This is a genomic window from Halostella litorea (assembly GCF_004785955.1).
GTDB lineage: Archaea > Halobacteriota > Halobacteria > Halobacteriales > Natronoarchaeaceae > Halostella > Halostella litorea.
This window is the reverse complement of sequence record NZ_ML214300.1, coordinates 697,390-722,771: the sequence shown is the minus strand read 5'-3', so window position 1 is coordinate 722,771 and position 25,382 is coordinate 697,390. Positions and strand designations below refer to the sequence as shown.

The 25,382-nt window shown below is 70.4% G+C and carries 31 protein-coding genes and 1 pseudogene; 9 read left to right on the top strand and 23 right to left on the bottom strand.

Annotation, left to right across the window (positions count from 1 at the left end):
• Positions 1-118: 118 nt before the first annotated feature.
• From EYW40_RS20150 to EYW40_RS19815, 6 genes are all read right to left on the bottom strand, one after another.
• Positions 119-1,024 (bottom strand): ABC transporter ATP-binding protein, encoded by a 906-nt coding sequence (locus tag EYW40_RS20150; RefSeq protein ID WP_135820273.1) that lies wholly within the window; start codon positions 1,022-1,024, stop codon positions 119-121.
• Positions 1,021-1,911, bottom strand: coding sequence for an ABC transporter permease (locus tag EYW40_RS20145; RefSeq protein WP_135820272.1), 891 nt, complete (start codon positions 1,909-1,911; stop codon positions 1,021-1,023). Before EYW40_RS20145 ends, EYW40_RS20150 begins: the two co-directional genes overlap by 4 nt.
• A gap of 128 nt (positions 1,912-2,039) precedes the next feature.
• Positions 2,040-2,777, bottom strand: a complete 738-nt coding sequence (locus tag EYW40_RS03770; protein ID WP_135820271.1) for a hypothetical protein — start codon at positions 2,775-2,777, stop codon at positions 2,040-2,042.
• A 76-nt stretch (positions 2,778-2,853) separates the two neighbouring features.
• Positions 2,854-3,684: an aldo/keto reductase gene (locus tag EYW40_RS03765; RefSeq protein ID WP_135820270.1), complete on the bottom strand. Its 831-nt coding sequence runs from the start codon at positions 3,682-3,684 to the stop codon at positions 2,854-2,856.
• 66 nt (positions 3,685-3,750) lie between these two features.
• The gene (locus tag EYW40_RS03760) at positions 3,751-4,989 is read right to left on the bottom strand and encodes a digeranylgeranylglycerophospholipid reductase (protein ID WP_135820269.1); all 1,239 of its coding nucleotides are present in this window, start codon (positions 4,987-4,989) and stop codon (positions 3,751-3,753) included.
• Complete coding sequence (locus tag EYW40_RS19815; protein WP_202614420.1) at positions 4,982-5,137, bottom strand: hypothetical protein; 156 nt, start codon at positions 5,135-5,137, stop codon at positions 4,982-4,984. Before EYW40_RS19815 ends, EYW40_RS03760 begins: the two co-directional genes overlap by 8 nt.
• Positions 5,138-5,250: 113 nt before the next feature.
• On the opposite strand from EYW40_RS19815, the gene EYW40_RS03755 reads away from it, so the two are divergent.
• Complete coding sequence (locus tag EYW40_RS03755) at positions 5,251-5,925, top strand: DUF6517 family protein (protein WP_135820268.1); 675 nt, start codon at positions 5,251-5,253, stop codon at positions 5,923-5,925.
• A 129-nt stretch (positions 5,926-6,054) separates the two neighbouring features.
• Here EYW40_RS03755 and EYW40_RS03750 read toward each other — a convergent pair whose 3' ends face one another.
• Positions 6,055-6,918, bottom strand: a complete 864-nt coding sequence (locus tag EYW40_RS03750) for a 2-oxoacid:ferredoxin oxidoreductase subunit beta (protein WP_135820267.1) — start codon at positions 6,916-6,918, stop codon at positions 6,055-6,057.
• Positions 6,915-8,669 carry a 2-oxoacid:acceptor oxidoreductase subunit alpha gene (locus tag EYW40_RS03745; RefSeq protein WP_135820266.1) on the bottom strand — a complete coding sequence of 585 codons (1,755 nt, stop codon included), beginning with the start codon at positions 8,667-8,669 and terminating at the stop codon, positions 6,915-6,917. The genes EYW40_RS03750 and EYW40_RS03745 overlap by 4 nt, the downstream gene beginning before the upstream one ends.
• Before the next feature lie 156 nt (positions 8,670-8,825).
• Here EYW40_RS03745 and EYW40_RS03740 point away from each other — a divergent pair, with 156 nt between their 5' ends.
• Together EYW40_RS03740 and EYW40_RS03735 are read left to right on the top strand one after the other, a co-directional pair.
• Positions 8,826-9,449: a ferredoxin--NADP reductase gene (locus tag EYW40_RS03740; protein WP_135820265.1), complete on the top strand. Its 624-nt coding sequence runs from the start codon at positions 8,826-8,828 to the stop codon at positions 9,447-9,449.
• 84 nt (positions 9,450-9,533) lie between these two features.
• Positions 9,534-10,088: an NUDIX domain-containing protein gene (locus EYW40_RS03735; protein ID WP_135820264.1), complete on the top strand. Its 555-nt coding sequence runs from the start codon at positions 9,534-9,536 to the stop codon at positions 10,086-10,088.
• 43 nt (positions 10,089-10,131) lie between these two features.
• Here EYW40_RS03735 and mce read toward each other — a convergent pair whose 3' ends face one another.
• The 4 genes from mce to EYW40_RS03715 form a co-directional block, all read right to left on the bottom strand.
• On the bottom strand, positions 10,132-10,515 hold the full coding sequence (gene mce, locus EYW40_RS03730) for a methylmalonyl-CoA epimerase (RefSeq protein ID WP_135820263.1): 384 nt from the start codon (positions 10,513-10,515) through the stop codon (positions 10,132-10,134).
• 148 nt (positions 10,516-10,663) lie between these two features.
• A complete protein-coding gene (locus EYW40_RS03725) occupies positions 10,664-12,349 on the bottom strand; it encodes an acyl-CoA mutase large subunit family protein (protein WP_135820262.1) in 1,686 nt (561 codons plus the stop codon).
• Between the two features lie 95 nt (positions 12,350-12,444).
• Positions 12,445-12,885, bottom strand: a complete 441-nt coding sequence (locus EYW40_RS03720) for a luciferase domain-containing protein (RefSeq protein ID WP_161973154.1) — start codon at positions 12,883-12,885, stop codon at positions 12,445-12,447.
• Between the two features lie 40 nt (positions 12,886-12,925).
• Entirely contained in the window at positions 12,926-13,201 is a 276-nt protein-coding gene (locus EYW40_RS03715) for a DUF7967 family protein (protein ID WP_135820261.1), read from the bottom strand.
• A gap of 72 nt (positions 13,202-13,273) precedes the next feature.
• Between EYW40_RS03715 and EYW40_RS03710 the strand changes: the two genes are divergently transcribed.
• Complete coding sequence (locus EYW40_RS03710; protein ID WP_135820260.1) at positions 13,274-13,579, top strand: DUF8142 family protein; 306 nt, start codon at positions 13,274-13,276, stop codon at positions 13,577-13,579.
• Positions 13,580-13,593: 14 nt separating this feature from the next.
• Here EYW40_RS03710 and EYW40_RS03705 read toward each other — a convergent pair whose 3' ends face one another.
• Positions 13,594-14,172: a GNAT family N-acetyltransferase gene (locus EYW40_RS03705; protein ID WP_135820259.1), complete on the bottom strand. Its 579-nt coding sequence runs from the start codon at positions 14,170-14,172 to the stop codon at positions 13,594-13,596.
• Between the two features lie 94 nt (positions 14,173-14,266).
• On the opposite strand from EYW40_RS03705, the gene EYW40_RS03700 reads away from it, so the two are divergent.
• Complete coding sequence (locus tag EYW40_RS03700; protein ID WP_135820258.1) at positions 14,267-16,276, top strand: AMP-binding protein; 2,010 nt, start codon at positions 14,267-14,269, stop codon at positions 16,274-16,276.
• A gap of 27 nt (positions 16,277-16,303) precedes the next feature.
• Here the strand turns inward: EYW40_RS03700 and EYW40_RS03695 are convergent.
• The 7 genes and pseudogenes from EYW40_RS03695 to dnaJ form a co-directional block, all read right to left on the bottom strand.
• Positions 16,304-16,714, bottom strand: a pseudogene (locus EYW40_RS03695) (GNAT family N-acetyltransferase); the annotation flags it as partial.
• A gap of 21 nt (positions 16,715-16,735) precedes the next feature.
• A complete protein-coding gene (locus tag EYW40_RS20365) occupies positions 16,736-16,867 on the bottom strand; it encodes a hypothetical protein (RefSeq protein WP_310732449.1) in 132 nt (43 codons plus the stop codon).
• A complete protein-coding gene (locus tag EYW40_RS03690; RefSeq protein WP_135820257.1) occupies positions 16,867-17,442 on the bottom strand; it encodes a GNAT family N-acetyltransferase in 576 nt (191 codons plus the stop codon). The genes EYW40_RS20365 and EYW40_RS03690 overlap by 1 nt, the downstream gene beginning before the upstream one ends.
• Positions 17,442-18,008 (bottom strand): GNAT family N-acetyltransferase, encoded by a 567-nt coding sequence (locus tag EYW40_RS03685; RefSeq protein WP_135820256.1) that lies wholly within the window; start codon positions 18,006-18,008, stop codon positions 17,442-17,444. Before EYW40_RS03685 ends, EYW40_RS03690 begins: the two co-directional genes overlap by 1 nt.
• A complete protein-coding gene (locus EYW40_RS03680; protein ID WP_135820255.1) occupies positions 18,008-18,547 on the bottom strand; it encodes a GNAT family N-acetyltransferase in 540 nt (179 codons plus the stop codon). Before EYW40_RS03680 ends, EYW40_RS03685 begins: the two co-directional genes overlap by 1 nt.
• A 60-nt stretch (positions 18,548-18,607) precedes the next feature.
• Positions 18,608-19,321, bottom strand: a complete 714-nt coding sequence (locus tag EYW40_RS03675; protein ID WP_135820254.1) for an acyl-CoA synthetase family protein — start codon at positions 19,319-19,321, stop codon at positions 18,608-18,610.
• Between the two features lie 52 nt (positions 19,322-19,373).
• On the bottom strand, positions 19,374-20,537 hold the full coding sequence (gene dnaJ / locus EYW40_RS03670) for a molecular chaperone DnaJ (RefSeq protein WP_135820253.1): 1,164 nt from the start codon (positions 20,535-20,537) through the stop codon (positions 19,374-19,376).
• Positions 20,538-20,672: 135 nt separating this feature from the next.
• Between dnaJ and EYW40_RS03665 the strand changes: the two genes are divergently transcribed.
• The gene (locus EYW40_RS03665) at positions 20,673-20,882 is read left to right on the top strand and encodes a hypothetical protein (RefSeq protein ID WP_135820252.1); all 210 of its coding nucleotides are present in this window, start codon (positions 20,673-20,675) and stop codon (positions 20,880-20,882) included.
• A gap of 24 nt (positions 20,883-20,906) precedes the next feature.
• Here EYW40_RS03665 and EYW40_RS03660 read toward each other — a convergent pair whose 3' ends face one another.
• Entirely contained in the window at positions 20,907-22,454 is a 1,548-nt protein-coding gene (locus EYW40_RS03660; protein ID WP_135820251.1) for a 2-isopropylmalate synthase, read from the bottom strand.
• A gap of 80 nt (positions 22,455-22,534) precedes the next feature.
• On the bottom strand, positions 22,535-22,909 hold the full coding sequence (locus tag EYW40_RS03655; protein ID WP_135820250.1) for a DUF192 domain-containing protein: 375 nt from the start codon (positions 22,907-22,909) through the stop codon (positions 22,535-22,537).
• Between the two features lie 134 nt (positions 22,910-23,043).
• On the opposite strand from EYW40_RS03655, the gene EYW40_RS03650 reads away from it, so the two are divergent.
• The gene (locus EYW40_RS03650) at positions 23,044-23,598 is read left to right on the top strand and encodes a DUF7097 family protein (RefSeq protein WP_135820249.1); all 555 of its coding nucleotides are present in this window, start codon (positions 23,044-23,046) and stop codon (positions 23,596-23,598) included.
• Positions 23,599-23,678: 80 nt separating this feature from the next.
• Complete coding sequence (locus EYW40_RS03645; protein WP_135820248.1) at positions 23,679-24,116, top strand: VOC family protein; 438 nt, start codon at positions 23,679-23,681, stop codon at positions 24,114-24,116.
• Positions 24,117-24,144: 28 nt separating this feature from the next.
• Here EYW40_RS03645 and EYW40_RS03640 read toward each other — a convergent pair whose 3' ends face one another.
• On the bottom strand, positions 24,145-24,342 hold the full coding sequence (locus EYW40_RS03640) for a DUF5800 family protein (protein ID WP_135820247.1): 198 nt from the start codon (positions 24,340-24,342) through the stop codon (positions 24,145-24,147).
• Between the two features lie 130 nt (positions 24,343-24,472).
• On the opposite strand from EYW40_RS03640, the gene EYW40_RS03635 reads away from it, so the two are divergent.
• On the top strand, positions 24,473-25,327 hold the full coding sequence (locus EYW40_RS03635; RefSeq protein WP_135820246.1) for a polymer-forming cytoskeletal protein: 855 nt from the start codon (positions 24,473-24,475) through the stop codon (positions 25,325-25,327).
• The last annotated feature ends 55 nt before the right edge of the window (positions 25,328-25,382 follow it).

The following is a 25,382-nucleotide window of genomic DNA, read 5'->3' as shown; positions in this document are numbered from 1 at the left end:
CGGGCGATCCGCGACGGATCGCGGCCGGGCCGCGATTGCCGGCGTTTCGCAGGGGCGTGGTAAGTCGGTTGCGTTCGGCGGAGCGCGGCCGGCGGGACCGGCCGCGGGAGGGGGAAGGTCAGCGGGGAGCGGTCGTCGGCAGGTGGACGTGGTAGTTGAACAGGTCGGTGAACGTCGGGTCGGCGACGGTCACGGCGTCGGCGTCGAACGCCCGCTCGACGGCCTCGACCGACGCGTCCGGCCGGAGGAACCCGCGGACGTCGCCGCCCTCCTCGAACACCTCGTCGTCGACTGCGAACTCGGCGAGCGCGCCCGCGGCGGCGGTCCCCCGGACCCGGACCACCGGCGGGACCGCGTCCAGCAGCGCGTCGGGGTCGTCGACCGCGCCGACGTGGCCCTCGCGGACGAACGCCACGCGGTCGGCGAGGTCGACGTCGGCCGGGCGGTGGCTGCTGAGGACGACCGTCGCGCCGGCCTCGCGGCGCTCCCGGACGAAGTCGTGGACGCACTCGACCATCGACACGTCGACCCCCGCGGTCGGCTCGTCGAGCAGGTACACCGGCGCGTCGACGGAAAGCGCGATGGCGAGTTCGAGCTTGCGGCGCATCCCGCCGGAGTACGTCGAGACGCGGTCATCGAGGGCGTCGGCGACGCCGAGGTCGTCGACGTAGCGCTCCCAGCGGTCGGTGAACGCGGGGTGGACGCGGCCGTAGAACCGGACGTTCTCGCGGCCGGTCAGCGACGGGACGGTCAGGGCCTCCTGCCGGAGGTAGCTCGTGTGTTCGCCGGGGCAGTCGCCCCGCGGCCGGCCGAACACCTCGACTTCGCCCGCGGTCGGGGTGGTCGCGCCCGCGAGGCAGGACAGCAACACCGTCTTCCCGACGCCGTTCGGGCCGAGGAGGGCGAGCGTCTCGTCGTCGCGGACCGTCAGGTCGACGCCGTCGAGGACGCCGTCGTCGCCGAAGGACTTCCTGACGCCGCGGGCGCAAAGCGCCGGGGCGGCGTCCGCGTCGGGGGCGCTCACGCGACCACCCCCCGGTCGTAGACGACGGCGCGGACGATGGCGACGCCGGCGAGGAGGGCGACGGCCCCGTAGCCGGCGAGGACGGCGAGCGCGCCGGGGCCGCTCGGCATCGCCGGCGGCGCGAGGCCCGCCTGGCTCCAGTCGGCGACGTCGACCAGGTGATAGCAGATCACCCGCGCCGCGAGCGTGTTCGGCAGGGCGTTCAGCAGGGCCGGGTCGCCCGCGAACATCGCGACCTGCGTCCCGTTGTAGCCGGTGACGAAGTACGACACCACCGCGACGCTGACGGCGACGATGTTCGCGTAGTTCTCGTCGGTGACGACGACGGCCACCGCCACGGCGAGCGTCATCCACGTGACGGCGAAGCCCGCGAACACGGCGAGGACGAGCGGGACCGACAGCGCCGACCGGAGCGTGAACGCCGCCCCGGTGACGACGCCGACGGCCAGCACCGACCCCAGCGAGAGCAGCGCCAGCAGGTATCCGGCGAGCAGGCGGCCACAGAGGTCCGCGCTCGGCGACAGCGGGAGCGACCGGAACTGCCCGTACCGCCCCGCGTCCATGTCCTCGACGAGGTGGGTCGCGAACGCCGAGAGGCAGACGACCACCGCACCGAAGACGCCGTAGCTGACCGCCGTGACGGCCTTCGTCGCGGCGACCACGTCCGCCGGGGCCCCGCCCATGTCGAGGAACAGTTCGACGGTCAGCAGGTAGAACGCGACCGGGAAGCCGACCGCCCAGAACAGGACGATCCGGTTCCGGACGAGCACCCGGAGGTAGCGCTCGGTGAACGCACGCGCCTGCCGGAGCCATCCGCCGGCGTCGGCGGTCGGGGACGGCGCGGGCGACGACTGCGGTATCGTGGAGGTCGTGGGTTCGCTCGGCATCCTCGTTCCACAGATTACTCTCTCCCGACTAATACTTTGTGGAGTAAAGTAGACACAAGGTTTAAATAGTACTGATAGGGCTACGGCCGCAGCTAGGCGGTTCGAAAACACTCATCGGGCGCTGTCGGTCACTTCGGGCGGATCAGGTCCGCGAGCGTCACGACGCCGCCGACCAGCCAGCCCAGCGGGACGGCGATGCCGAACCACATCCCGACGTAGCCCAGTCCGGACAGCGAGTACCGCGAGCGCAGGTACTCGTTGATGTCGCCGACGTACAGCACGTTGTCGAGGAGCCAGATCGCCAGCGACTCGCTCTGCGGGAAGATCCTCTCGGCCAGCACCGGCGAGTACAGCGCCGCGACGACCGGCGGCAGGAAGATGGCCGTCATCCCGAACGGGTAGCCCAGAAACACCGTCGTCTTCCGGCCGCCGATCCGGGAGAACACGACGGCGAGCACGGCGGAGACGGTCGCGACGCCGCCCGCGGCAGCGACGGCGACGAACCCGGTAAACGAGAAGCGCAGTCGCGCGAACACGGTCAGCGCGCCCCACACCACGACCGATATCGCCACGACGCCGAGGATACCGATCCGCGTCGCGGTGCCGTCGGCCTTCCGGGCGTAGAACCGCGCCATGAAGCCGACGAGCGCGAGCGGGTACAGCAAGGCGACGGCGAGCATCCCCAGAACCCCCCAGATCCGGTAGCCGATCCAGCCGGTCGTCGTGTTCGGCGTCCACTTGCCGAGCACCGAGTGGGCGGACTCGCGTTGCCGCGGGAACACGATCTCCATCCAGGCCTCGTGTAGCCGCCGCAGGTCCACCGTTACCGCGCGAAAGACCCCCCCGCTTCCTGACCCGGTAGCCATATCCACGTAGACAGGATCGCCGGATTTCAATTTTCCGGCCTGCGGGACCGACGCGGCGTCCCGCGGTCGGCGTCCGCTACCAGGGCGCGAAGCCCGGGTCGACCTGCCGCTGCCGCTCGTCGATCCCGTCGATGGTCTCGACGTCCTCGGCGTCCAGGTCCAGCGCGAGGCTCCCCCAGTTGTCGCGGATGTGTGCCTCGCTCGTCGCCTTCGGGATCGCCGTGACGCCTTTCTCGCGGAGCCACGCGAGGCTCACCTGCGCGGGGCTGGCGTCGTGTTTCTCCGCGACCTCCTCGATCTCCGGGACGTCGAACACCTCGCCGCGGGCGAGCGGCGAGTACGCGACCAGGTTCACGCCCAGGTCGTCCGCGGCCTCGCGCAGTTCGTCCTGCGGGAGCAGCGGGTGCATCTCGACCTGGTTGGCAAACACCGGCGCGTCGCAGACGTCGACGGCCTCCCGGAGTTGGTCGGGCGTGAAGTTGCTCACGCCGACGTTGTCGATCAGGCCGTCGTCGTACAGCTCCGCGAACGCGGCCAGCGTGTCCTCGGCGTCGTACTCCTCGGCCGGCCAGTGGACGTACAGCAGGTCCACCGACTCGACGCCGAGCCGGTTCAGGCTCTCGCGTGCGGTGTGGAGCACGTCGTCGTACGCGAGGTTGCTCGTCCAGATCTTCGTCGCGAGGAACACGTCGTCGCGGTCGACGTCGGCCGCGGCCAGGCCCTTGCCGACAGACACCTCGTTGTCGTAGGCCTGTGCGGTGTCGACGTGTCGGTACCCCGCCTCCAGCGCCGTCCGGACGCTGTCGGCACACTGGTCGGCGTCCGTGTTCTGCCACGTTCCGAGGCCGAGCATCGGCATGCCGTCGGCTCGGGGTACGCTCTCGGGTGATAGCTGCTGCTGAGTCATCTCGTCTATCGCTTGGGCCGTGACGCCAAAAGGGGTTGTGAAACCGGCGAGCGGGCGGCCGGCCCGCTACCGCTCGGCGAGGCGCTGTTTCCCGAACCGCGCGAGCAGCGGCAGGTCCGAGAGGTGGATGAGCTTCGAGATGGCGCGGACGCCGCCCTCGTTGGCCTCGCTGAGCGTCTCGACGTCCATCGCGTTCAGGTCGGCCATCAGGCGGTCGTAGCGCTCGTTCGGCGCGAGGTAGAGCAGCTGGGTCATCGTCAGCCGGCGGCGCATGTCCGGCGCGACGCGGCCGTGCCAGAGGTCGTCGTACACCGACATCGCGTCCGCGGAGGTGTCCGTCTCGCCGCCCATCAGGCACCGGTCGGCGGTGATGGCGGCCGCGCGGGCCGACTCCATGCACTTGTGGATGCCCTCCCCCCACAGCGGGTCGAGGGTCGGTACCGTGTCGCCGATGGCCATGAAGTTGTCCGTGCTGAGGCTCGCGGGCATCTGGATGTGCGCGGAGCCGCGGTGCTGCTGTTTGTCCGCGATGCGCTGGGCGTCCGCGAACCGCGGGTCGGAGTCGAGCCAGTGTTCGAGGTGGTCGTCGATGCTCCGGGAGGTGTCCCCGTACCGCTGGTACCGCTCGTTCTGGATGTAACAGAGGCCGACCTTCGCGGTGTCCCCGCCCGTGTGGAAGATCCACGAGTAGCCGCCGGGCGCGAGTTCGTGGTCCAGGCGCAGCATCATCGCGTCCGAGAGGTCCGCGTAGTGCCGGTGGTCGACGTCGACGCCCTCCATCTCCCACTCGATGCCGACCGCCTGGTGCTGGCGTTCGAGGCCGGTGACGCCCAGTTTCTTCGCGAGCGGTGCCGCGGGGCCGGTGGCGTCGATCACGATGTCGGCGTACACCTCCTCGTCGCCGGCGTACTTGACGCCCACGACGTTCCCGTCCTCCGTGATGGGGTTGTTCACCCGCGCGTCGAACCGGTACTCCGCGCCGTGCTCGCGGCCCGCCGCGACCAGCCACTGCTTGAAGTCCGCGAACTCCAGGACTGCACCGGGCTGGGTCTGCACGAAGTGGTCGTTCGGGGACTCGAGGACGACGTTGTCGGTGTAGTTCATCACCACGTCGTCCGGAATCCCGAACGCGCCGGTCATCGACGCGAACGTCCCCGCCGTGGACTTGTTGGACTGGCGCGGGAACCCGTCCTCGGGTTCGGCCTCCAGTACCAGCACGTCGTAGTCCCGCTGGGCGAGGTCCCTGGCACACTGTGCCCCTGCCGGGCCGGCGCCGGCGACGACGACGTCGTAGCGCTCAGACATGTCGGGGACCGTGGAACTGCGGCGTTCCGGCCGCCCCTGGTGGTCGCTCCAGCGGGGCGACGTCTACCCCCTCGTCGGCCGCCGTCGTCGGGGCGAAACGGTCGGCGGTCCCGCCGCCGTCGACGACGATGTCGTAGGTCGCTGCCATAGTTGTGCTGAGTTAATGGCCATCTCATAAAAAACAGACGGGAACGGACCCGGCGTCAGACGCCGTGCTCCGGGCGGAAGGCCTATACGCTCTCGGGCCACTGTCAACCAACAATGAATGGTATCGCGAGGGACCTGTCGACCCGGAGACTGATAGCGACGGTCGCCGTCGCGCTGTTGCTGGCGACGAGCGGTTGTATCGGGTTCATCCTCGGAAACGCGCCGGCCGAGTTCACCGCCGCGAACGCGACGGCGGGCGAGGACGCGCTGGCCGAAACCGGCTACGGGCTGAACGAATCGCGGACCGTCGTCGAGAACCGGACCCTCGACGAACTGGGCAACCGCACCGTCCGTGTCGAGGGGCACGCGAACCTCTACACGAAAAGCGACGAGTTCCTCGACAGACAACAGCAGGTGGGGATGTTCGCCGCCGTGTCCGTCCCCCAGGTCGAGGTCGCCGGCCGCTCGTTCAACCCGATCAGCGACCAGTCCAACGCGGAACTGGTCGACCGGTTCCAGTCGGAGATATCCGCGGAGTACCGCGACGTCGACCTCACCGCGACCGGATCGAAGTCCGTCGACGGCGTCCTCGGGAAACGGGCCAACGTGACCCGCTTTACCGGCACGTCCGAGTTCCAGGGCCGGGAGGTCGAGGTCGCCATCTACGTCACGAAAGTCAAACACGACGGGGACTGGGTCGTGCTGATGGGCGCACACCCCACCCAGCGCCCCGAGGAGGAGTTCAACGTCGAGGCGCTGATGCAGTCCGTGGAACACGAAAGCGAGTAGCCAGCGCCGCCGGCCGCGGCGGCGAGACGCCGGAGTTTTGCGGTCGCTGACGACACGGGCAGGCGACGAACCGATCCCGACGGTCGCCGTCGGGCGGGAAGAAAGGCCGTACGGACCGAACCGGGGCGGTCAGTAGAACTCGCGAACCAGGTCCATCGCGTCCTCGGGCGCGCCGTCGGGGATCTCCGACATGTTCGAGTCGAGGCCGTGGAGGTCGCTGTAGGGGACGGAGTTCTCGTCCTCGTAGATGACGCCCTGGTACTCCTTGTCCGCGTCGAGGATCTTCTTCTTGGCCGCGTCGCGGTCCGACGGGTCGTGGTCCTCGTCGTCCAGGTCGACGATGGAGTCGCGGAAGTAGTCGTACGTGTCGACGTCGTTGAACGTCACGCACGGGCTGTACACATTGACGAAGCCGAACCCGTCGTGTTCGACGGCCCGCTTGACGATCTCGGTGTGGCGCTGGGCGTCCGACGAGAACGACTGGGCGATGAACGTGCCGCCGGCCGCCAGCGCGAGCGCGAGCGGGTTGACCGGGGGCTGTTTCGGCCCCTCGGGCGTGGTGCTCGTCTCGAAGTCCTCGCGGCTGGTCGGCGACGCCTGACCCTTCGTCAGGCCGTAGATCCGGTTGTCCATGACGACGTACGTCATGTCGACGTTCCGCCGGACGGCGTGGATGAAGTGACCCGCGCCGATGGAGTAGCCGTCGCCGTCGCCGCCCGCGACCATCACTTCGAGGTCGGGGTTGGCGAGTTTGACGCCGGTGCCGACCGGGAGCGCGCGCCCGTGGACGCCGTGGAGGGCGTACGAGTGCATGTACGTCCCGATCTTGCCGGAACAGCCGATCCCGGCACAGACGAACGTGTTGTCCGGGTCGTTGCCGGTCTCGGCGAGCGCTTTCATCATCCCGTTCATCGTGCCGAAGTCCCCACACCCGGGGCACCACGTCGGCTGCTTGTCCGATTTGAAGTCGGTGAATCTAACGTCCGAGCTCATGCTGTGACCTCCGCTTCGAGTTTCGCCTTGATGTCGTCGGCCAGTTCGTCGGCCTTGAACCGCACGCCGTTGTACTTGTTCACGCGCTTCAGCCGGGTAAGGGTGTCGTGCTCCAGCAGGTCGGCGAACTGCCCCTGCTCGTTACACTCCACGACGATGACCTGCTCGGCCGCCTCGACCGCCTCGGTGAGGTCCGGCCGCGGGAAGATGTACGGCACCGAGATGAAGCGCACGTCGATGCCCTCGTCGTCGAGGTAGTCGAGCGCCTCGACCATCGCGCCCTCGTTCGACCCCCACGAGATGACGAGCGCGTCCGCGTCGGCGTCGCCGTACTCGCGGTAGTCCCACTCCTCCTCGCGCTGTGCGGTCTCGACCTTGCGGTTGCGCTTGTCGACCTGCTTGATGCGCTCGTCGGTGTCCTCCGTCCGGCGGCCCAGTTCGTTGTGTTCGAGGCCGGTGGACATGTGCGCGCCGCCCTCGGTGCCCGGGAACGCACGGGGGCTGATGCCGTCGGCCGCGTCGTAGTGGGGCTGGAAGCGGTCCTGCTCGTCGAGGTACTGGTCGATGTCGTCCTCGTCGACGACGTTGCCCCGCTCGACCTCGACCTCGTCCATGTCGAACTCCTCGGGCCGGAACGTCCGCTCGGTCACGGCCATCGCGAGGTCCGAGACCAGGTACACCGGCACCTGGTACTTCTCGGCGAGGTTGAACGCCTCGATCGTCTTGTGGAAACACTCCGAGATGGTCGTCGGCGCGAGGACGAACCGCGGCACCTCGCCGTGGCCGCCGTACAGGGCCATGTTGAGGTCGCCCTGCTCCTGCTTGGTCGGCATCCCCGTCGAGGGGCCCGAGCGCATCACGTCACAGATGACCAGCGGCGTCTCGCTGGTCGCGACCAGCCCGAACGTCTCGGTCATCAGGTCGATGCCCGGCCCCGAAGTGGCCGTCATCGCGCGTGCGCCGGAGCGCGCAGCGCCGAGCGCCATGTTGATCGCCGAGAGCTCGTCCTCGGCCTGGACGACGTGGCCGCCGTACCGGTCGATCCGGCCGGTGAGGTACTCCATCACGTCCGTCGCCGGGGTGATCGGGTACCCGGAGTAGAAGCGACAGCCGGCCGCGATAGCGCCCATGCCGATCGCCTCGTCGCCGTTCAGCAGGACGTAGTCCTCGTCGGTCTCCGCCAGGCTGTACTCCGGGAGGTCCTCGGCGTAGTGCTCCTGGACGTACTCCTGGCCCAGCCGCGCAGCCTGCTTGTTGTTCTCGACCAGCTTCTCGCCCTTGCTGGAGAAGCGCTTCGCCAGCGCCTCGTCCAGGTTCTCGATCGAGAAGGAGGCGATCTCGCAGGCCGCGCCCAGCGCGACGACGTTGCGCATGATGGCGCCCCCGGCGTCCTCGGCCAGGGACTTCAGCGGCACGTCCACGCCGACGACGCCCTCCGGGATCTCGGCGTCCCAGGAGCGCTCGCCGTCGTAGATGACGACGCTGCCGTCGTGGAGTTCGTCGACGTTCTCGTCGATGGTGCGCTGGGTCAGCGCCACCAGGATGTCCAGTCGGTCGACGACGCTCCGGACGCGGTCGGTCGACGTGCGGATCTTGTACGCGGTGTACCCCCCGCGGATCCGGGACGCGAAGTCCTTCGATGTGAACACGTGGCGTCCCGCTCGTGAGAGCGCCTGCGCGAAGATCTTGCCGGTGGAGTCGATCCCGTCTCCGGCCTCCCCACCGATCGCCCAGTTCAGGTCCTCGGCCATATTGACGTGGGAGTAGCCCCCACCAAATCAAAAGCCTTCTGAAACCCCTACCGTACAGGTCGACCGTGAAGGACTCTCGGCGAAGCCGAGAGAACGGTGCGTACGCCGTCGCCTCCGAAAGGAAGGCCTTTGTCCGGCCCCCCGCTACCGGGGCGTATGGACGCAACTCAGGTGTCGGTCCGCGACGTTCGCTCCGTCGGTGCCGACACGATCGCCTTGCAGTTCGAGACGCCGGCCGGGTTCGACGCCGCGCCCGGACAGTTCGTGCTCCTGCGCGCCACGGTCGACGGCGAGGAGGTCTCCCGCCACTACACGCTCTCCTCGCCCGACGTGAACGACACCTTCGAGATAACCGTCGGCGTCGACCCCGACGGCGACCTCAGCCCCTGGCTGGCGGACCTGTCGCCCGGCGACGAGGTGACCGTCGAGGGGCCGTTCGGCACCGTGGTGTATGACGACACCGACGTGGTGCTGCTCGCCGGCGGGCCCGGCGTCGGCCCCGCGGTCGGGATGGCCGAGCGCGCGCTGGCCGACGGGTACGACGCCGCCGTAGTGTACCGTGACGATGCGCCCGCACACGAGGAGCGCCTCGCGGCGCTGTCCGCGGGCGGCGCGACCGTCGTCCTGACGTCCGACAGCCTCGACGCGGGCGTCGCCGAAGCGCTCGGCCGCGGGCAGGTGTACGTGTTCGGGTTCAGCGAGTTCGTCGACGACGCGCTCGCGGCCGTCGAGGCCGCCGGCGGCGACCCGGACGACGTCAAGGTCGAGAACTTCGGCTGACCGACACCGACGCGAAACCGCCCGACTGCATCGCCGTGAAACGTCGCCGGGTACTAAGTACCGGTCGGCCATTGGAAATCCTACATGTCCTTGACCGAGGAGACGCGGCGGGCAGTCAACGAGCGCGTCTCCAGGCTTCGGGAGGAGTACGGGGAGTTCAGCGTGTCCGGCGACACCGTCGAACTCCCCCGCGAGGAGTTCGACGCCGCCCGGGAGCAGGCCCGCCGGAGCCAGGCCGGGAGCGCGAGCGCCTGCGTCCTCGACGGCGACCGGTTGCTGCTCGTCCGGACCCGCGAAAGCGGCGAGCTGTGGGGCGTCCCCGGCACCACGACCGACGGGGACGAATCCCTGGAGGCGGCGGCCGTTCGGGCCGTCAGGGAGGCGGTCGACGTCCGCTGTGCGGTCAGCGGCCTCCACCGGGTGCGTCGACGGCGGGTCGTGCCCGTTGACGGCGACGACCGCGCGATACACAGCCTCTGGACGCTGTTCGACGCCCGCCACGAGTCAGGGTCACCGCGGGCCTGCGGGGACGCGGTCACCGACGTGGCGTGGTGGGAATCGCCGCCCGACGCGGTCCACGCGAGCGTCCAGTTCCGGGTCGACTCGTGGGCGAACGCCGCGGGTCCGGCGACGCGGTAAGGTGGACGCCTCCTCGCGGGGGTACGGTGACGGTGCCGATTGCTCAGTGCTCCACGTACTCGACCAGCACCCCGCCCGTCGACTTCGGGTGCAGGAACGCGACATCGTGGCCCCACGCGCCCGGACGGGGCTCCTCGTCGATCAGTTCGACGCCGTGGTCGCGCGCGGCGTCCAGCGCGGCCGCGACGTCGTCGGTCGCCAGCGCGAGGTGGTGGATGCCCGGCCCGTTTCGGTCGAGGTAGCGCGCGACGGTCCCCTCGTCGGTCGGTTCGAGGAGTTCGAAGTAGCCGTCACCGAGGTCCAAGAAGACGACCCGCAGGTCGTCGAGGTGCTCCTCGTGTGCGACCGGCGCGTCGAACAGGTCGGCGTACAGGTCGGCGAGCGCGTCGGCGTCGTCGGTGGCGATCCCGGCGTGGTCGAACTGCATGGGCGGGGCAACGTCGGGAACCCACTAAGAAGGTGCGAACGGGCGACGCTCGGGCTCCCGCGCGGCGGTGCGTCGCACACCCGCCTCGGCCGCCGCGCGCCCGCGGTCAGGGCACGCCGGGCGCTGGCCGCGGCTCCGTACAAAAACCTCAGCCCAGCGCGCTCCCGGGGTGGTACTCGCCGAACGTGTCCCGGAGCACGTCACAGACCTCGCCGACCGTCGCGTACGCCTTGACGGCGTCGACGATGTACGGCATCACGTTCTCGTCGCCCTCGGCGGCCTCGCGGAGCGCGGCGAGGGCGGCCTCGACGGCCTCGTCGTCGCGGTCCTCCTTGACCGACTCCAGCCGGTCGATCTGGCGGCGCTCGTCCTCCTCGGTCACCTCCTGGATGTCCATCTCCGGCTCCTCGTCGGTCTCGAACTCGTTGACGCCGACGATGACCCGGTCGCCCTCCTCTATCTCCTGCTGGCGGTCGAAGGCGGTGTCCTGGATCTGGCGCTGGACCCACTGCTCCTCGACCGCGCGGAGCATGCCGCCTTTCCCGTCGACGGTGTCGAGGATGTCGAACGCCTCGGATTCGAGTTCGTCGGTGAGGCTCTCGACGTAGTAGCTCCCGGCCAGCGGGTCGATGGTGTCGGCCGCGCCGGACTCGTGGGCGAGGATCTGCTGGGTGCGCAGGGCGGTGCGGACGCTCTCCTCGGTCGGGAGCGCCAGCGCCTCGTCTTTCCCGTTCGTGTGGAGGCTCTGGGTGCCGCCGAGCACGGCGGCAAGCGCCTGGTAGGCGACGCGGACGACGTTGTTCTCTATCTGCTGGGCGGTGAGCGTCGACCCGGCGGTCTGGGTGTGGAACTTGAGCTGTTTCGACTTGGGGTTCTCGGCGTCGAACCGCTCCTCCATGATCTCGGCCCACATCCGCCGGGCGGCGCGGAACTTCGCGACCTCCTCGAAGATGTTGTTGTGGGCGTTGAAGAAAAAGGACAGCTGGGGGGCGAAGTCGTCGACGTCCAGCCCGGCGTCGAGCGCCGCCTCGACGTACTCGATGCCGTTGCCGATGGTGAAAGCGAGCTCCTGGGCGGCGGTCGCGCCCGCCTCGCGGATGTGGTAGCCGGAGATGGAGATGGTGTTGAACTTCGGCGTCTCCGCGGCGCAGTACTCGAAGATGTCCGTGATGATCCGCATCGAGGGCTCCGGCGGGTAGATGTACGTGTTGCGCGCGACGTACTCCTTCAGCAGGTCGTTCTGGATGGTGCCCCGGAGCTCCTCGCGGTCGACGCCCTGGTCGTCGCCGACGGCGATGTACATCGCGAGCAGCACCGACGCCGGCGCGTTGATCGTCATCGACGTCGACACCTCGTCCAGCGGGATGCCGTCGAACACCGTCTCCATGTCGGCCAGCGTGTCGATGGCGACGCCGGACTTGCCCACCTCGCCGGCGGCCATCGCGTCGTCGGAGTCGTACCCCATCTGCGTCGGCAGGTCGAACGCCATCGAGAGGCCGGTCTGGCCCTCGTCGAGCAGGTAGTTGAACCGCTCGTTGGTCTCCTCGGGCGTGCCGAAGCCGGCGTACTGGCGCATCGTCCACAGGCGGCCGCGGTAGCCCGTCGAGTAGACGCCGCGGGTGTACGGCTCCCGGCCGGGGAACCCGAGGTCGTCGTCGTAGTCCATGTCGGCCACGTCGTCGGGCGTGTACAGCCGGTCGACCGTCCGGCCGCCGGTGTCGGTCGTGAACTCCGCCTTGCGCTCCCCGAACCGCTCGACGGTCGGCTCCACGTCCTCGTCCTCCCACTCGGCTTTCGCCTCGCGGATCGATTCGAGGTCGTCCGGGTCGAACATTATTTAAAACGAGGGTTGCCGGGGACTTAATCGTTGACGGAACGGCGGCGGGCGGCGCTCCCGCGTTCGCGCCACGCGGCCCGTAGCCGCCCGAATCAGCGGCGTTCGAACGCGTCCCGGACCGCCCCGTCCGGGTCCAGTTCGTCGAGGTCGGCTGCGACGTCCACGTCGGCGAACTCCTCGGCACCCGCGGGCGTCCGCTTCAACGCGTTGACGTGGTAGAGGTACGACAGCCGGAGGAGCCACCGCGCGTGGTCGTAGTCGTCCGGGGACTCGACGTAGTACGTCGTCCAGCCCGACTCCGGCAGCAGGTGGTGGGGGCCGGTGTGGCCCGCGTCGACCAGGACGTCGCGGAGCTTCCGGAGGTACGCGATGTCGACCATCCCCCAGGCGTGGACGTGGCCTATCTCGCGTGGCCCGACCCGGAACTCCGTGCCGCCGAAGCGGTGCTCGCCGACCTGGACGTGCCGCCAGCCCCCCGCTTCGTCGACCAGGTCGTCGACGGCGTTCGCCACGGCCTCGCGATCGGATACCATGGTGAGCGGACGCGACGCGGCGAGTTAAACCCGGCAGGCCTCACACGGCGTCGCCGGGGTCGTGGACGGCGGCCATCCGCCCGGCTTCGGCGGCGTAGCGCTCCGTCGTCTCCGCGTCGCCGACGTTGCCGAGGCGCTCCGGGTCGACGTCGAGCGCCGCCGTCGTCTCCGGCCCCGCGGACTCGAAACTGGTCAGCGCCCGCTCCTTCCGGAGATAACGCTCGCCGTCCGACGTGGCGTACACGAGGATGATGATGTTCTGCTCGTCGTCGGAGTACGTGCGCTCGACCAGCCAGACCCGCTCCGTGTCGGCCATGTGTCGGGCTACGCGGGACGGCGTGAAACCTTCACCGGTCAGTTTTTGCCCGTGGCGGTCCCACCGTCACGTATGTCGACGCCCGCTCCCGACGACGAGGCCGCCGCTCCGGCCGACGGAGCGCCGATACCCGACGACGACGGCGCGACGAACCGCAAGCGCGCGGCGCTGTACATCGCGCCGTTCGTCGCGCTGGGGGTGGGGAACCTGCTGCTCATCCTCACCTGGGGGGTCAACCCGCTGTGGGGCTTTGCCATCCTCCCGCCGATCCTCTTTATCAGCGTCATCGGCTGGGTCGCGTTCAAGGGCGGGTTCGTCCACGAGCGGGACGCCGAGGCCGACGCTCGCGAACACGAACACGAGAGCGCCTGGGACTGACCGGCCGGTCCCGCTCAGCCGCCGGTGTCGTACTTGTATGAGGCGCTCTCGGGATCGATGCCGAAGTCCTCCGGCGACTCCTCGGGTTCCTCGCTCCCGTCGAGGGCCGCGTCCTTGAACCGCTGCCGGAGGCGGTCGGGCATCACGAACTCGGAGACGGAAAGCACCATGGGGACCGCATCGGGCGCGGTCGCCTCGCGCTTTTTCTCCAGGCGGTCGCGGAGCCCGTTCGGGAGTTCGTCCTCGCCGATGCGCTCGAAGCCGAACTGCGCGAGGTAGGACGGCTCGTCGACCAGCGCGTACACGAACGAAAAGCCCTCGTCGCGGGCGTGTTCGACGAGGCGCTCGACGACGTGGGCGCCGACCCCCTGGCCCCGCCAGCCGTCGAGGACGCCGATGCTGGTGAGTTCGCAGACGTCGTCGCCCTCGGTCTTGTGGATCCGGATCCGGCCGAAGCCGGCCTTCGTACCGCTCCCCTCGTCCAGGGCGATCACGTAGTCGCGGGACCGAAACGCCGTCTCGTCCAGCCCCATCGCTTCGAGGTGGTCGAGCAGCCAGACTTCCTCCCTGTTTTTCGCGTCCCGGACGTACATGGGCACTCGTTGGCACCCCGCGGTGAAAAGCGTGTGCAGTGCTCGGAACCTCGGAAAGTTCTTGGTCGATCCTGCAAGACTTGCCAACGGGACCATGGAATCACTTGCCGACGTGGACGAGGTCGTCCACACGCCGAGCGAGGAGTTCGTCGAGGCAGCGAACGTGACGGCGTTCATGCGCGAACACGACATCGACGACTACGACGAGTTGATCCGGCGGACGACCACCGAGATAGCGGGCGTCGAGGCGTCGGGCGTCGACTGGTTCTGGGACGAGGTCGTCGACTACCTCGACGTGGAGTTCTTCGAGGCGTACGACCAGGTGCGGGACGACTCCGAGGGGCCGCAGTTCACCGACTGGTACCCCGGCGGCACCATCAACGTCGCCCACAACACGCTGGACCGCCACGCCGCCACCGACAGCGGGACGCGCAACAAGGTCGCCTGCATCTGGGAGGGCGAACCCGGCGACGTGCGGGAGGTCACCTACCACGAACTCCACCGTCAGTCGAACCAGGTGGCGAACGCCCTCGAAGCCCGCGGCGTCGGCGTCGGCGACACCGTCGCGCTGTACATGCCGATGGTCCCCGAGGTCGTGAGCATCCTCTATGGCTGTTTCAAGGTCGGCGCGGTCGCCGTCCCGATCTTCTCGGGCTTCGGCGTCGACGCGACCGCGACCCGGATCGCCGACAGCGAGCCGTCGGTGCTTTTCACCGGGGACGGCTTCTACCGCCGCGGCGATGAGGTGTACCTGAAGGGGACCGCCGACGAGGCCATCGCGGAGGCGGGCCACGTCGAGCACACCGTCGTGTACGACCGCCTCGGCGCCAGCGACCCCGACGCCGACGCGTCGATCCCGTGGGACGACGGCCGCGACGAGTGGTGGAGCGACGCCGTGGCGACCGAGTCCGACGAGTACGACACGAAGGAACTCCCCTCCGACCAGGAGTCGATGCTGCTGTACTCCTCGGGGACGACCGGCCGGCCGAAGGGGATCGTCCACACCCACGCGGGCGTGCTCACGCAGTGTGCCAAGGAGATACACTTCGGCTTCGACCAGAAGGACCACGACCGCTTCTTCTGGGTCAGCGACATCGGCTGGATGATGGGGCCGTGGACGCTGATCGGCAACCACCACTTCGGCGGCACCGTGTTCATGTACGAGGGCGCGCCGGACCACCCCGAACCGGACCGCTTCTGGGGGATGATCGACCGCCACGACCTCTCCGTGTTCGGCATCTCCCCGACGGCGATCCGCGCGCTCCGCAAGCGCGGCGACGAGTGGGTCGAGGGCCACGACCTCTCCAGCCTCCGGATACTCGGGTCGACCGGCGAGCCGTGGGACCCCGAGTCCTGGAAGTGGTTCCACGAGACGGTCGGCGGCGGCGACGCGCCGATAATCAACATCTCCGGCGGCACGGAGATCTGTGGCTGTTTCCTCATGCCGATGCCGACCCAGCCGCTCAAGCCCTGCACGCTCGGCGGCCCCGGCCTCGGCATGGACATCGACATCGTGAACCGCGCGGGCGAGTCCGTCGCCGACGACGACGAGCGGGGCTTCCTCGTCGCGCGCGACTCCTGTCCCAGCATGACGAAGTCGCTGTGGGAGGGCGACGAGCGCTACATAGAGGAGTACTGGTCGACGTGGGACGACCTCTGGGACCACGGCGACTGGGCCCAGCAGGACGCGGACGGCTTCTGGTTCCTCCACGGCCGGGCAGACGACGCCCTGAACGTCGCCGGCCGGAAGGTCGGCCCCGCCGAGGTCGAGGGCGCGCTCATCGACCACGACGCGGTGAACCAGGCGGCCGCCGTCGGCGCGCCCGACGACACCACCGGCACCGCCGTCGTCGCCTACGTCATCGTCGCGGACGGCGTCGAGGAGACGGACGACCTCCGCGAGGAACTGCGCGCGCAGGTCGGCGCGGAACTGGGCAAGCCATTCCGCCCCCGCGAGGTGCTGTTCGTCGACGAGTTCCCCAAGACCCAGTCCGGGAAGATCATCCGCCGGGCCATCGAGGCGACGTACTCCGGCGAGGACCTGGGCGACATGAGCAGCATCGAGAACCCCGAGGCGCTGGAGGGGATCGAGGCGGCGCGGTAGCGCGGTCGCCGGCGCGTCGGGGCCGCCCTACGACTCCCACTCGCGGCGCAACAGCCCGTACTGGATCCCGTCGCGGTACTCGCCGTCGACGTACCACGCGTTCCGCAGGCGGGCCTCCTGCCGGAACCCGAGCGATTCGAGCAGCCCGCGGGAGGCCTCGTTGTAGTCGTACGCGCCGGCGCTGACCCCGTGGACCGGGTGCGAGTCGAACACCTCGTCGACGACCAGTTCGACCGCCTCGCCGGCGTAGCCCTCGCCGTGGTAGTCGGGGGCGAGCCAGTAGCCGAGCCACGCCCGTTCGCCGTCGAGGCCGCGGACGTGGACCGCGCCGACGGGCGTCGTCTCGCCCTCGTCGGGGCAACCGGCCGGGGCGTCCGGGTCGTCCAGACAGACGAGGAAGCCGAGCGTCCCGTCGGTCTCCGTGTCTTCCTCGACCCGCTCTCGGCTCTCGGCCTCCGACTAGTGGGCGGCCATGCCGAGCGAGAACCGGACGCGGGGGTGGGTCGCGGCCGTCTGGAGGAACGCGGCGTCGTCGCGCTCGACGGTCCGGAGGGCGACGCGCTCCCCGGACGCGACGACCGGGCCGGGCATCAGTCGCCCTCCCACTCCCGGCGCAGCAGGCCGTACTGGAGTTCGTCGCGGTACGCGCCGTCGACGTAGCGGGACTGCCGCCGCCGTGACTCCTGTCGGAACCCGAGCGATTCGAGCAGCCCGCGGGAGGCCTCGTTGTAGTCGTACACGCCCGCGCTGATCCCATGGACCGGGTGCGAGGCGAAGACGTCGTCGACCGCGAGGCGCACCATCTCGGTGCCGTACCCCTCGCCCTGGTGTTCGGGGAGCAGCCAGTACGCCAGCCACGGGCGGTCGCCGTCGAGGCCGCGCGCGCTGACCATCCCGACCGGCGTCGTCGCGTCGGCCGCCTCGTCGTCCGGCCGCCCGGCCGGCGCGTCCGGGTCGTCGACGCAGGCGAGGTACGCGGCGACGCCGTCGGTCTCCAGCCACCCCTCCATCCCCGCCTCCTGCTCGGCGCGGCTGCCGGGGTACATCGCCCCGAACGGGAACCGGATCCGCGGGTCCGTGCTCCCGCGCTGGACGAACGCGGCGTCGTCGCGCTCGACGGTCCGCAGGACGAGGCGGTCGCCCTCCCTGACGATGGGTCCCGGCATCAGCGGTCCTCCCACTCCTCGTGAAGCAGTCCGTACTGGGACACGTCGCGGTACTCGCCGTCGACGAACAGCACCTCGCGGTTGCGGCCCTCCTCGACGAAGCCGATCTCCTCGACGCGGTCGCGCGCCCGCTCGTTGCCGGCGACGACCTCCGTCCCGACGGTGTTGGCGTCGTACGTCCGGAACACCGTGTCGACCGCGAGTTCGAGCGCCTCGACGCCGTACCCCTCGCCGCGGAACTCCGGGGCGACCCAGTGGACGAAGCCCGGGCGGTCCCGGTCGACGTGGGTCGCGACGACCAGTCCGACGGGCGTCGTCTCGTCCTCGTCGGGGTGGTCCCAGGGCGCGTCCGGTTCGTCGACGCAGGCGAGGTACGCCGCCGCGTCGCGCTCCTCGAACTCCTCCTCGAGTATCTCCTCGACCTCGGCGCCGTTCTTGTGGCCGTGCTCGTGGAAGCCGACCCGCGCCCACCGGTCCGCGTAGAGGCGCTGGACGAACGCGTCGTCCTCGCGCTCGACCGTGCGGAGGACGACGTCGTCGCCGGTCTCGACGATGGGTCCCGGCATCAGCGGTCCTCCCACTCCTCGCGGAGCAGTCCGTACCACACGACGTCGACGTACTCGCCGTCGCGGAACCGGGCGTCGCGCAGCGTCCCCTCGTGGGTGAACCCGAGGTTCTCCAGCACGCCGACCGACCCCTCGTTCGGCGCGAACGCCTGCGCCTGCAGGCCGCGGATCTCTTGGGACTCGAACGCGTAGTCGACGAGGACGCCGACGGCCTCCGTGCCGTACCCCTCGCCGTGGTACTCGGGGAGGAGCCAGTACGATATCTCGGGCCGGGTGTGGTGGAGGTTCATCAGCGTCACCTTGCCGATGGGGGTCGGCCCGTCGCCGTCGTCGAGGCAGGCGAGCAGGCTCACGTTCAGCGGGTCGTCCTCGCCGCTCTCGATGTTGGCCTCGGCCTCGCTCTCGTTCTCGGGGCGGTCGAGCCCCAGCGATACGCCGACTTCCGGGTGGTTGTGGCCGCGCTGGACGAACTCGGCGTCCTCTCGCTCGACCGTGCGGAGGGTGACACGGTCGCCGCGGCGGAAGGCTGCTCCGGGCATATCACGGGGATCGAAAAGGGGGCCTAAATTCCTTCCGCGGGACTGTTACCCATTCCCACGTTACGGCGCGGCGTCCGCGGGGTCGACCGTCCGCCCCTCCGGCGCGTCCCCGGCCGCCACGGCGACGGTCCCGGCGGCCGCCTCGCCGGGCAGCGACACCGCAGCGCCCGCGAGCAGCGGCGCGACGACGCCCGCGACGACGGTGCCCGGACGAGCGAGCGGCGCGCGGACCGCGACGGCGTCCTCGTCGGTCAGCCCCGCCGACTCGACGACGCGCTCGGCCGCCGTCAGCAGGTCGCGGTGGGAGTAGGTCGCCCCGTCGGCCGCCAGCACGGCCGACTCGGGGTCGCGCTCGACCGGCGGGAACGAGGGGTTCTCGCTCCAGACGTCCCGCCCGAAGTGGGCGACCGCGGGGTCGGTCGGCTCGTCGCCGTAGCCGACGCGGTTCGTCCGGGCCGGGACCGTCGCGGCGTCGGCGGCGGCCGCCGGGTAGACGACCGCCTGCACGTCGCCGGGCGACTCGGCCGGGTCGACGAAGCGCGTCGCGCCGCCGAGCATCGCCGTCCCGAGAAAGGTAAACAGCGGCTGGGAGGCGCGGTCGTCGGCGGCGGCGACGGTCACGCCCTCGCGGACGCCCTGGTGCCGCAGGAAGTTCCCCGTCTTCCAGGCCGTCGTCAGGAAGCGGTGGTAGTCGTACGTCGCCCCGTCGGCGACCGAGAGCGCCGTCGCCTCGCTCCGCCGGTCGCGAGCGAGGAGGTCGTCTACCGTCTCCATGCCCGACGCTTCGGCCCCCGCCGGAAAAAGCCCGCCGGGACGCCGTCGCCGGTCACAGCGAACTCTTTATCTTCTCGAAGAAGCCCTTGTCGACCTCTATCTCCTCGCCGCCGGCCTCGGCGAACGCCTCCAGGGCCTCGCGCTGTTCCTCGTTCAGGCTCTCGGGGGTGACGACCTGCACCGTGACGTGGAGGTCGCCGTGCCCGCGCCGGCGGAGGCGGGGCATCCCCTTGCCCTGCAGGCGGAACGTCTCGCCGCTCTGGGTGCCGGCGGGCACGTCGAGTTCGACCGGGCCGTCCATCGTCGGCACCTCGATGGTGTCGCCGAACGTCGCCTGCGGGAAGCTGATGGCGTGGCGGTGGTGAAGGTCGTCGCCGTCGCGCTCGAACTCGGGGTGGTCCGCGACCGACACCTCGATGAGCAGGTCGCCGTTGGGGCCGCCGTTCTCGCCCGGCGCGCCCTCGCCCTCCATCCGGAGGGTCTGGCCGTCCTGGATCCCGGCCGGGATATCCACCGAGAGCGTCGCCTCCCGGCGCACCTGTCCCTGGCCGCCGCAGTCGCTACAGGTCTCCTCGTACAGTTCGCCCTCGCCCTCGCAGCGGCGACAGGTGCCCGTCTGCTGGACCCGGCCCAGCGGCGTCTGCTGGACCTGTCGCGTCTGCCCGCGGCCGTTGCACTCGGGGCAGGTCCGGGCGTCGGTGTCCGGCGGGTGGCCCGCGCCGTCGCACGCCTCGCAGCGCTCGGGCCGGCGCACGGTGACGCTCTTCTCCGAGCCCTCGTACGCCTCCTCTAAGTCGATCCGGACTCGCGTCCGCAGGTCCGACCCCTGGCGGGCGCGGTTGCGACCGCCGCTGGCCCCGCCGCCGAAGAACTGCTCGAAGATGTCGCCCATCCCGCCGCCCCCGCCGCCGAACGGCCCGCCGCCGCCGAACGGGTCGCCGCCGGCCCCGCCGGCGCCGCCGCGGCCGCCGTCGAACCCGCCGCGCTTCTCGGCCTGTTCGAACCGCTCGTGGCCCATGCGGTCGTAGGCCCGGCGCTTCTCCTCGTCGGTCAGCACCTCCTTGGCTTTCTTCGCTTTCTTGAACTTCTCCTCGGCGTCCGGGTCGTCGCTGACGTCCGGATGGTACTCGCTCGCCATCTCCCGGTAGGCCCGCTGTATCTCCTCCTCGGACGCGTCCGAACTCACGCCGAGAACGTCGTAGAAATCCTCGCTCATCAGTTGTGCCACAGTACTGGGTTGAACTACTTGAAAAGCTTGGCTCGGGGGCGCGGGGCTGTGCCGGGGTGGCGACCGCTCCGTGACCCGCTGCGAGCCGCCACGCCTATTCGCCCCCGCGCCGACCGTCCCGGCATGCGCGTCCGCCTCCGCCGGTTCGCCGTCGCCATGTACGCCCTGTGGCTCGTCGCCGTCGTCCTCCACGTCGCCGCCCAGTTCACGCCGCTCCCGGCGCTGCCCGGCGTCTTCGCGGGCGTCGTCGTCGGGACGGCCGTCTTCGCCGTGGTCGGCGCGGCACAGATCGGTCGCAGGGGCGTCCGCGCCGTGAGAAAACGGGTCAGCTAACGGCGCGGCCCGCCGCGGTCGGCGTCAGTCGTCGGCCAGCGCCGGCCGCTCGTCCGCGCCGGGCAGCGTCAGCAGGCGGTCGACCGCGTCGACCATCGCCTGGACGCTGGCGCTCGTGATGTCGGCGTCGCTGGCGGCGACCGCGACGCTGTGGTCGCCGCGGGTCATCTCCACCTCGACGGTGACGACGGCGTCCGTGCCGCCGGTGATCGCGTCGACGTGGTACGACTCCAGCGTGGCGTCGGCCGCCGCGCCAAGCGCCTCGCGCATCGCGGTGACGGCGGCGTCGACCGGCCCGGAACCGGTGCCGCTGGCGACGCGCTCCTCGCCGTCGACTTCGAGGCGGACGCTCGCGGTCGGCGTGCCGCCGCCGCTGGCCGCGGTGAGGTCCTTCAGTTCGACCCGGCGCTCGCGGTCGCGGCCGGTCACCTCCTCGGCGATGGCGAGCAGGTCCGCGTCGGTGACGCGCTTGCCGCGGTCGGCGATGGTCTTGACGCGCTCGACGACCTCCGTGAGGTCCTCGTCGCTCACGTCGAGGCCGTGCTCCGCCAGGGCGGCCCGCGCGCCGGCCCGGCCGGTGTGCTTGCCGAGCACGATCCGGCGCTCGCGGCCCACCTTCTCGGGCGGGTACGGCTCGTACATCGCCTCGTCCTTGAGCGTCCCGTCCGTGTGGATGCCGCTCTCGTGGGTGAAGGCGTTGTCGCCGGTGACGGCCTTGTTCGGCGCGGTCTGGACGCCCGTCGTCCGGGCGACCGTCTGACCCAGCTCGTACAGCTGGGTGGTGTCGACCGTCTCCACGCCGTATGCGTGGTCGAGCGCGATGGCGACCTCCTCCAGCGCGACGTTGCCGGCGCGCTCGCCGAGCCCGTTGACCGTCGCGTGGACGAGGTCGGCTCCGGCGGCGACGCTGGCGAGCGCGTTCGTCACGCCCATGCCGAGGTCGTCGTGAGTGTGGGCGCTGACCGGCCCGAGTTCGGCGAGCCGGGAGACGGCCTCGACGCAGCGCTCCGGCCCCGCGTGGCCGACCGTGTCCGCGAAGCAGACGCGGTCCGCGCCGGCGTCGAGCACCGCCGCCATGAGGCGTTCGAGGAAGTCCAGGTCGGCCCGGGAGCCGTCCTCCCCGATCACCTCGACCCAGAGGCCGTGGTCCGTGGCGTACTCGACGAGTTCCACGGCGTCCCGGACCACCTCGTCGCGGGTGGTGTCTATCTTCGTCTCGACGTGGCGGTCGCTGGCGGGGACGACGAGGTTCACGCCGTCGACGCCGCAGTCTATCGCCAGGTCGATGTCGTTGCGGACGCCCCGCGCGAAGCTGGTGATCCGGGCGTCCAGGTCGAGGTCCGTGACGCGCCGGATCGTCCGGCGCTCGCCCTCGCCCGTGCAGGCGCTCCCGGCCTCGATGGTCGAGACGTCCGCCCGGTCCAGCGCCGCGGCTATCTCCGCTTTCTCCTCGGGAGTCAGCGAGATACCCGGGGCCTGTTCGCCGTCCCGGAGCGTCGTGTCGAGAAGCTGTACGTCGGCACCGTCAGTGAGATTAGTTGATTCGGGAGGAACCCCGAATAAATCGGCCACCGGTCATGAGTAACCAGTTGGTCGTTACGAGCCACGCCGGTATAAACCGTCCTTTGTGACAGATATTGCTGTCGGCCCGCTCAGTCCGCGAGTCGGACCGCGTCACCGGCGCTTACGCCCGCCGCGCCCCCGGCCGCCAGTTCGACCACGGCGTCGGCCTCGGCGGTCGCGACGCTCCGCCAGGGGGCGAGCGTCTCGACGCGGGTCACCGTCCCGTTTGCCAGCCACACCACGTCGATGGGGACCCGGACGAACGCGGTGTGGATGCCGCGGCGCTTCGTCGCCCCGAACGGGAAGTACAGCGCGTAGTCCTCGGGCACCTCCCGTCGGAACATCAGGCCGCGCGCCCGGGCCAGCCACGAGTCGGCCCGCTCCACGTCGCTGGCGAGCGTTCGCGCCCCGTCGCCGGCGTCCCGGGCTTCCTCGGCGTCGGCGGGTTCGTGGACCAGTCGCACGACCGAGCGGTGGCGCGGCGGCGGCAAATGGCTTGCCCTCCGGTGCGGCCGCCGGCCGCGCGGGCCGACTCGGGGACGGACCCGGGCGGTGCCGGAGGCGAGCGATTGAAACCCGTCGACGCCGATCCCCGCCCATGGAGAAGACGCCACAGGGCACGACCGTCGGCGTCGACGACCCGTACGAGCACGCGGGGGTCTGCGACCACCTCACCGACGACGGGCGCTGCCGGTTCGCGTTCGAGCACCCGGAGCAGGACCGGGAGTTCGCCCGGGAGCGCCGCGCCGACGACTTCGCGTGTCCGGTCGTCGCCGTCGGAACCGACTCGGCGGGGTTTGCCGACGACGCGGACGGCGACCCGGAGTGGGCCGACTGCCCGCACTTCCGTTCGCGCAACCGCGACCGCGAGTGCGTCCGCTGTGGCCTCGCCGAGCGGCGGATGGCCCACTCCGACGAGCGCCCGCTGCTGGAGGAACACCACCTCTCCTACGCGGGCACCGGCGAGAACCTCTCCCACGAGATCACGGTGTACCTCTGTCGCTGGTGTCACGCGAAGGTCCACGACTCGTGGGCGCGGATCACCGACGACGCCGCACCGGACCCCGAGGCGGTCGCGGCCGCGGAACAGCGGCGGAGCCGCGAGCAGGACGAACTTGGCTTCGAGTCGGCGGCCGACCGGTACGACCCGTAGGGGTCGCGTCACCGGCCACCGGCCGCGGCCGGTCCGACCGCGGCCAGTCGACTTTTCACCAAGAACGCCGGATCGCCAGCATGAGCGAACCGCGGCCCGACCGCGTCGGGCACGTCCACCTGAAGGTCCGGGACGTCGAGCGGGCGCTGTCCTTTTACACCGACGCGCTCGGCCTCGACGTCGAGGAACGGTACGACCGCTTCGCCTTTCTCTCGTGGGGCGAGCGCCACCACGACGTCGCGCTCCAGGCGGTCGGCGAGGACGCACCGGCACCCGGCCCGGGCGTCGGACTGTACCACGCGGCGTTCGAGGTGCCGACGCCCGCGGCGCTCCGGGCGACGTACGAGCGCCTCCGCGAGCGGGGCGTCGACGTCTCGCCGGTCGACCACGGGATCAGCAAGGCGATCTACTTCGACGACCCCGACGGCAACGGGCTGGAGGTGTACCTCGACACGCGGGGCGAGGGTGGCGACGAGTGGGACGGGCACAACCGCCGGTTCGACCCGACGTCGCTGTAGGCAGGCGGGCGGTGCCGACCGCCGACGCCTACCGGAGGATGTCGTCGACGCGCCGGGGTTCGCCGTTGAGGTCCGGGTTCTTCTCGACCATCTGCAACACCTCGTGGTCGGTCGTGTCGCGGTACTCCTTCCCGACCGCCTCCTCTATCAGCGCCTTCTCCAGGCGGAACTCGGTGCCCTGGTACACCACGTCGACGCCGGACTCGTCGAAGGAGAGCGTAGTCATGGCGTCGGATACACCGCTCGCGAATAAAAACCCCGCGAGACGGGGTCGCCGAGCGGTTCGCGGCCGCCGCGTCTGACGCCCGTCTGACGCCGACGGGGGCTTTATTATCGCCCGACGGCGAGTGTACCCCGTGCCGTTCAACAGCTCCCCCCTCGACGAACTCGCCATCCCGGACGGGACCACCGTCGAGGAACACGACCTCGTGACCGACGGCGACGTGGTCGTCGGGAGCCGCAGCACCGTCGAGTTCGGCGTCCGGGGCCGGAACGTCCTCGCGGGCGAGGGCGTCGAGTTCGGCGGCGACATCGAGGCGGAGGGCGATTGCCGGCTTGACATGTGGTGTGACGTCGCCGGCAACGTCCTCGTCGGCGAGGACGCCTACCTCGGCGAGCGCGTCCACGTCGGCGGCCGGCTGATGGTCAGCGGCGACCTGGACATCGGCGACGACGTGGAGATAGAGGAGGGGTTCGAGGCCAACGGCTGGATCGTCATCCGGAACCCGATGCCGACGATCGTCTTCCTCTTCGTCTACCTCTCGCAGCTACTGCGGATCGGCGAGGACGAGGCCGCACAGGAACTCGTCGGCGAGGTGTTCGACGACGACGACCCCGAGCACGATCCGCTGGTGATCCCCGGCTCCGCGACCGTCGGCGACGACGCCTGGCGCGTCTCGACGCCCGCGACGATCGGCGACGACTGCCGGATCCACGGCAACATCCGCGCCGAGGCGATCACGGTCGGCGAGGACAACAACGTGTTCGGCAGCCTGCGCGCCCGCGGCGACATCCACGTCGGCCAGGGCACGCGGATCCACGGCGACGTGACCACCCGTGACGGGCAGGTCGAACTCGCGCCCGACGCCGAGGTGCTCGGCGACGTCTCCTGTGGCTCGCTGGAACTCGCCGACGGCGCGGCCGTCGACGGGACGATGCGCGCCAGCGGCGAGATCCGGATGTTCCACCCCGACGGCCGCGAGGTCGAGTAACCGCGCGGACGGCGACGCGGCTTCCGACCGATACCGATAGCCACCGCTGGCAGCG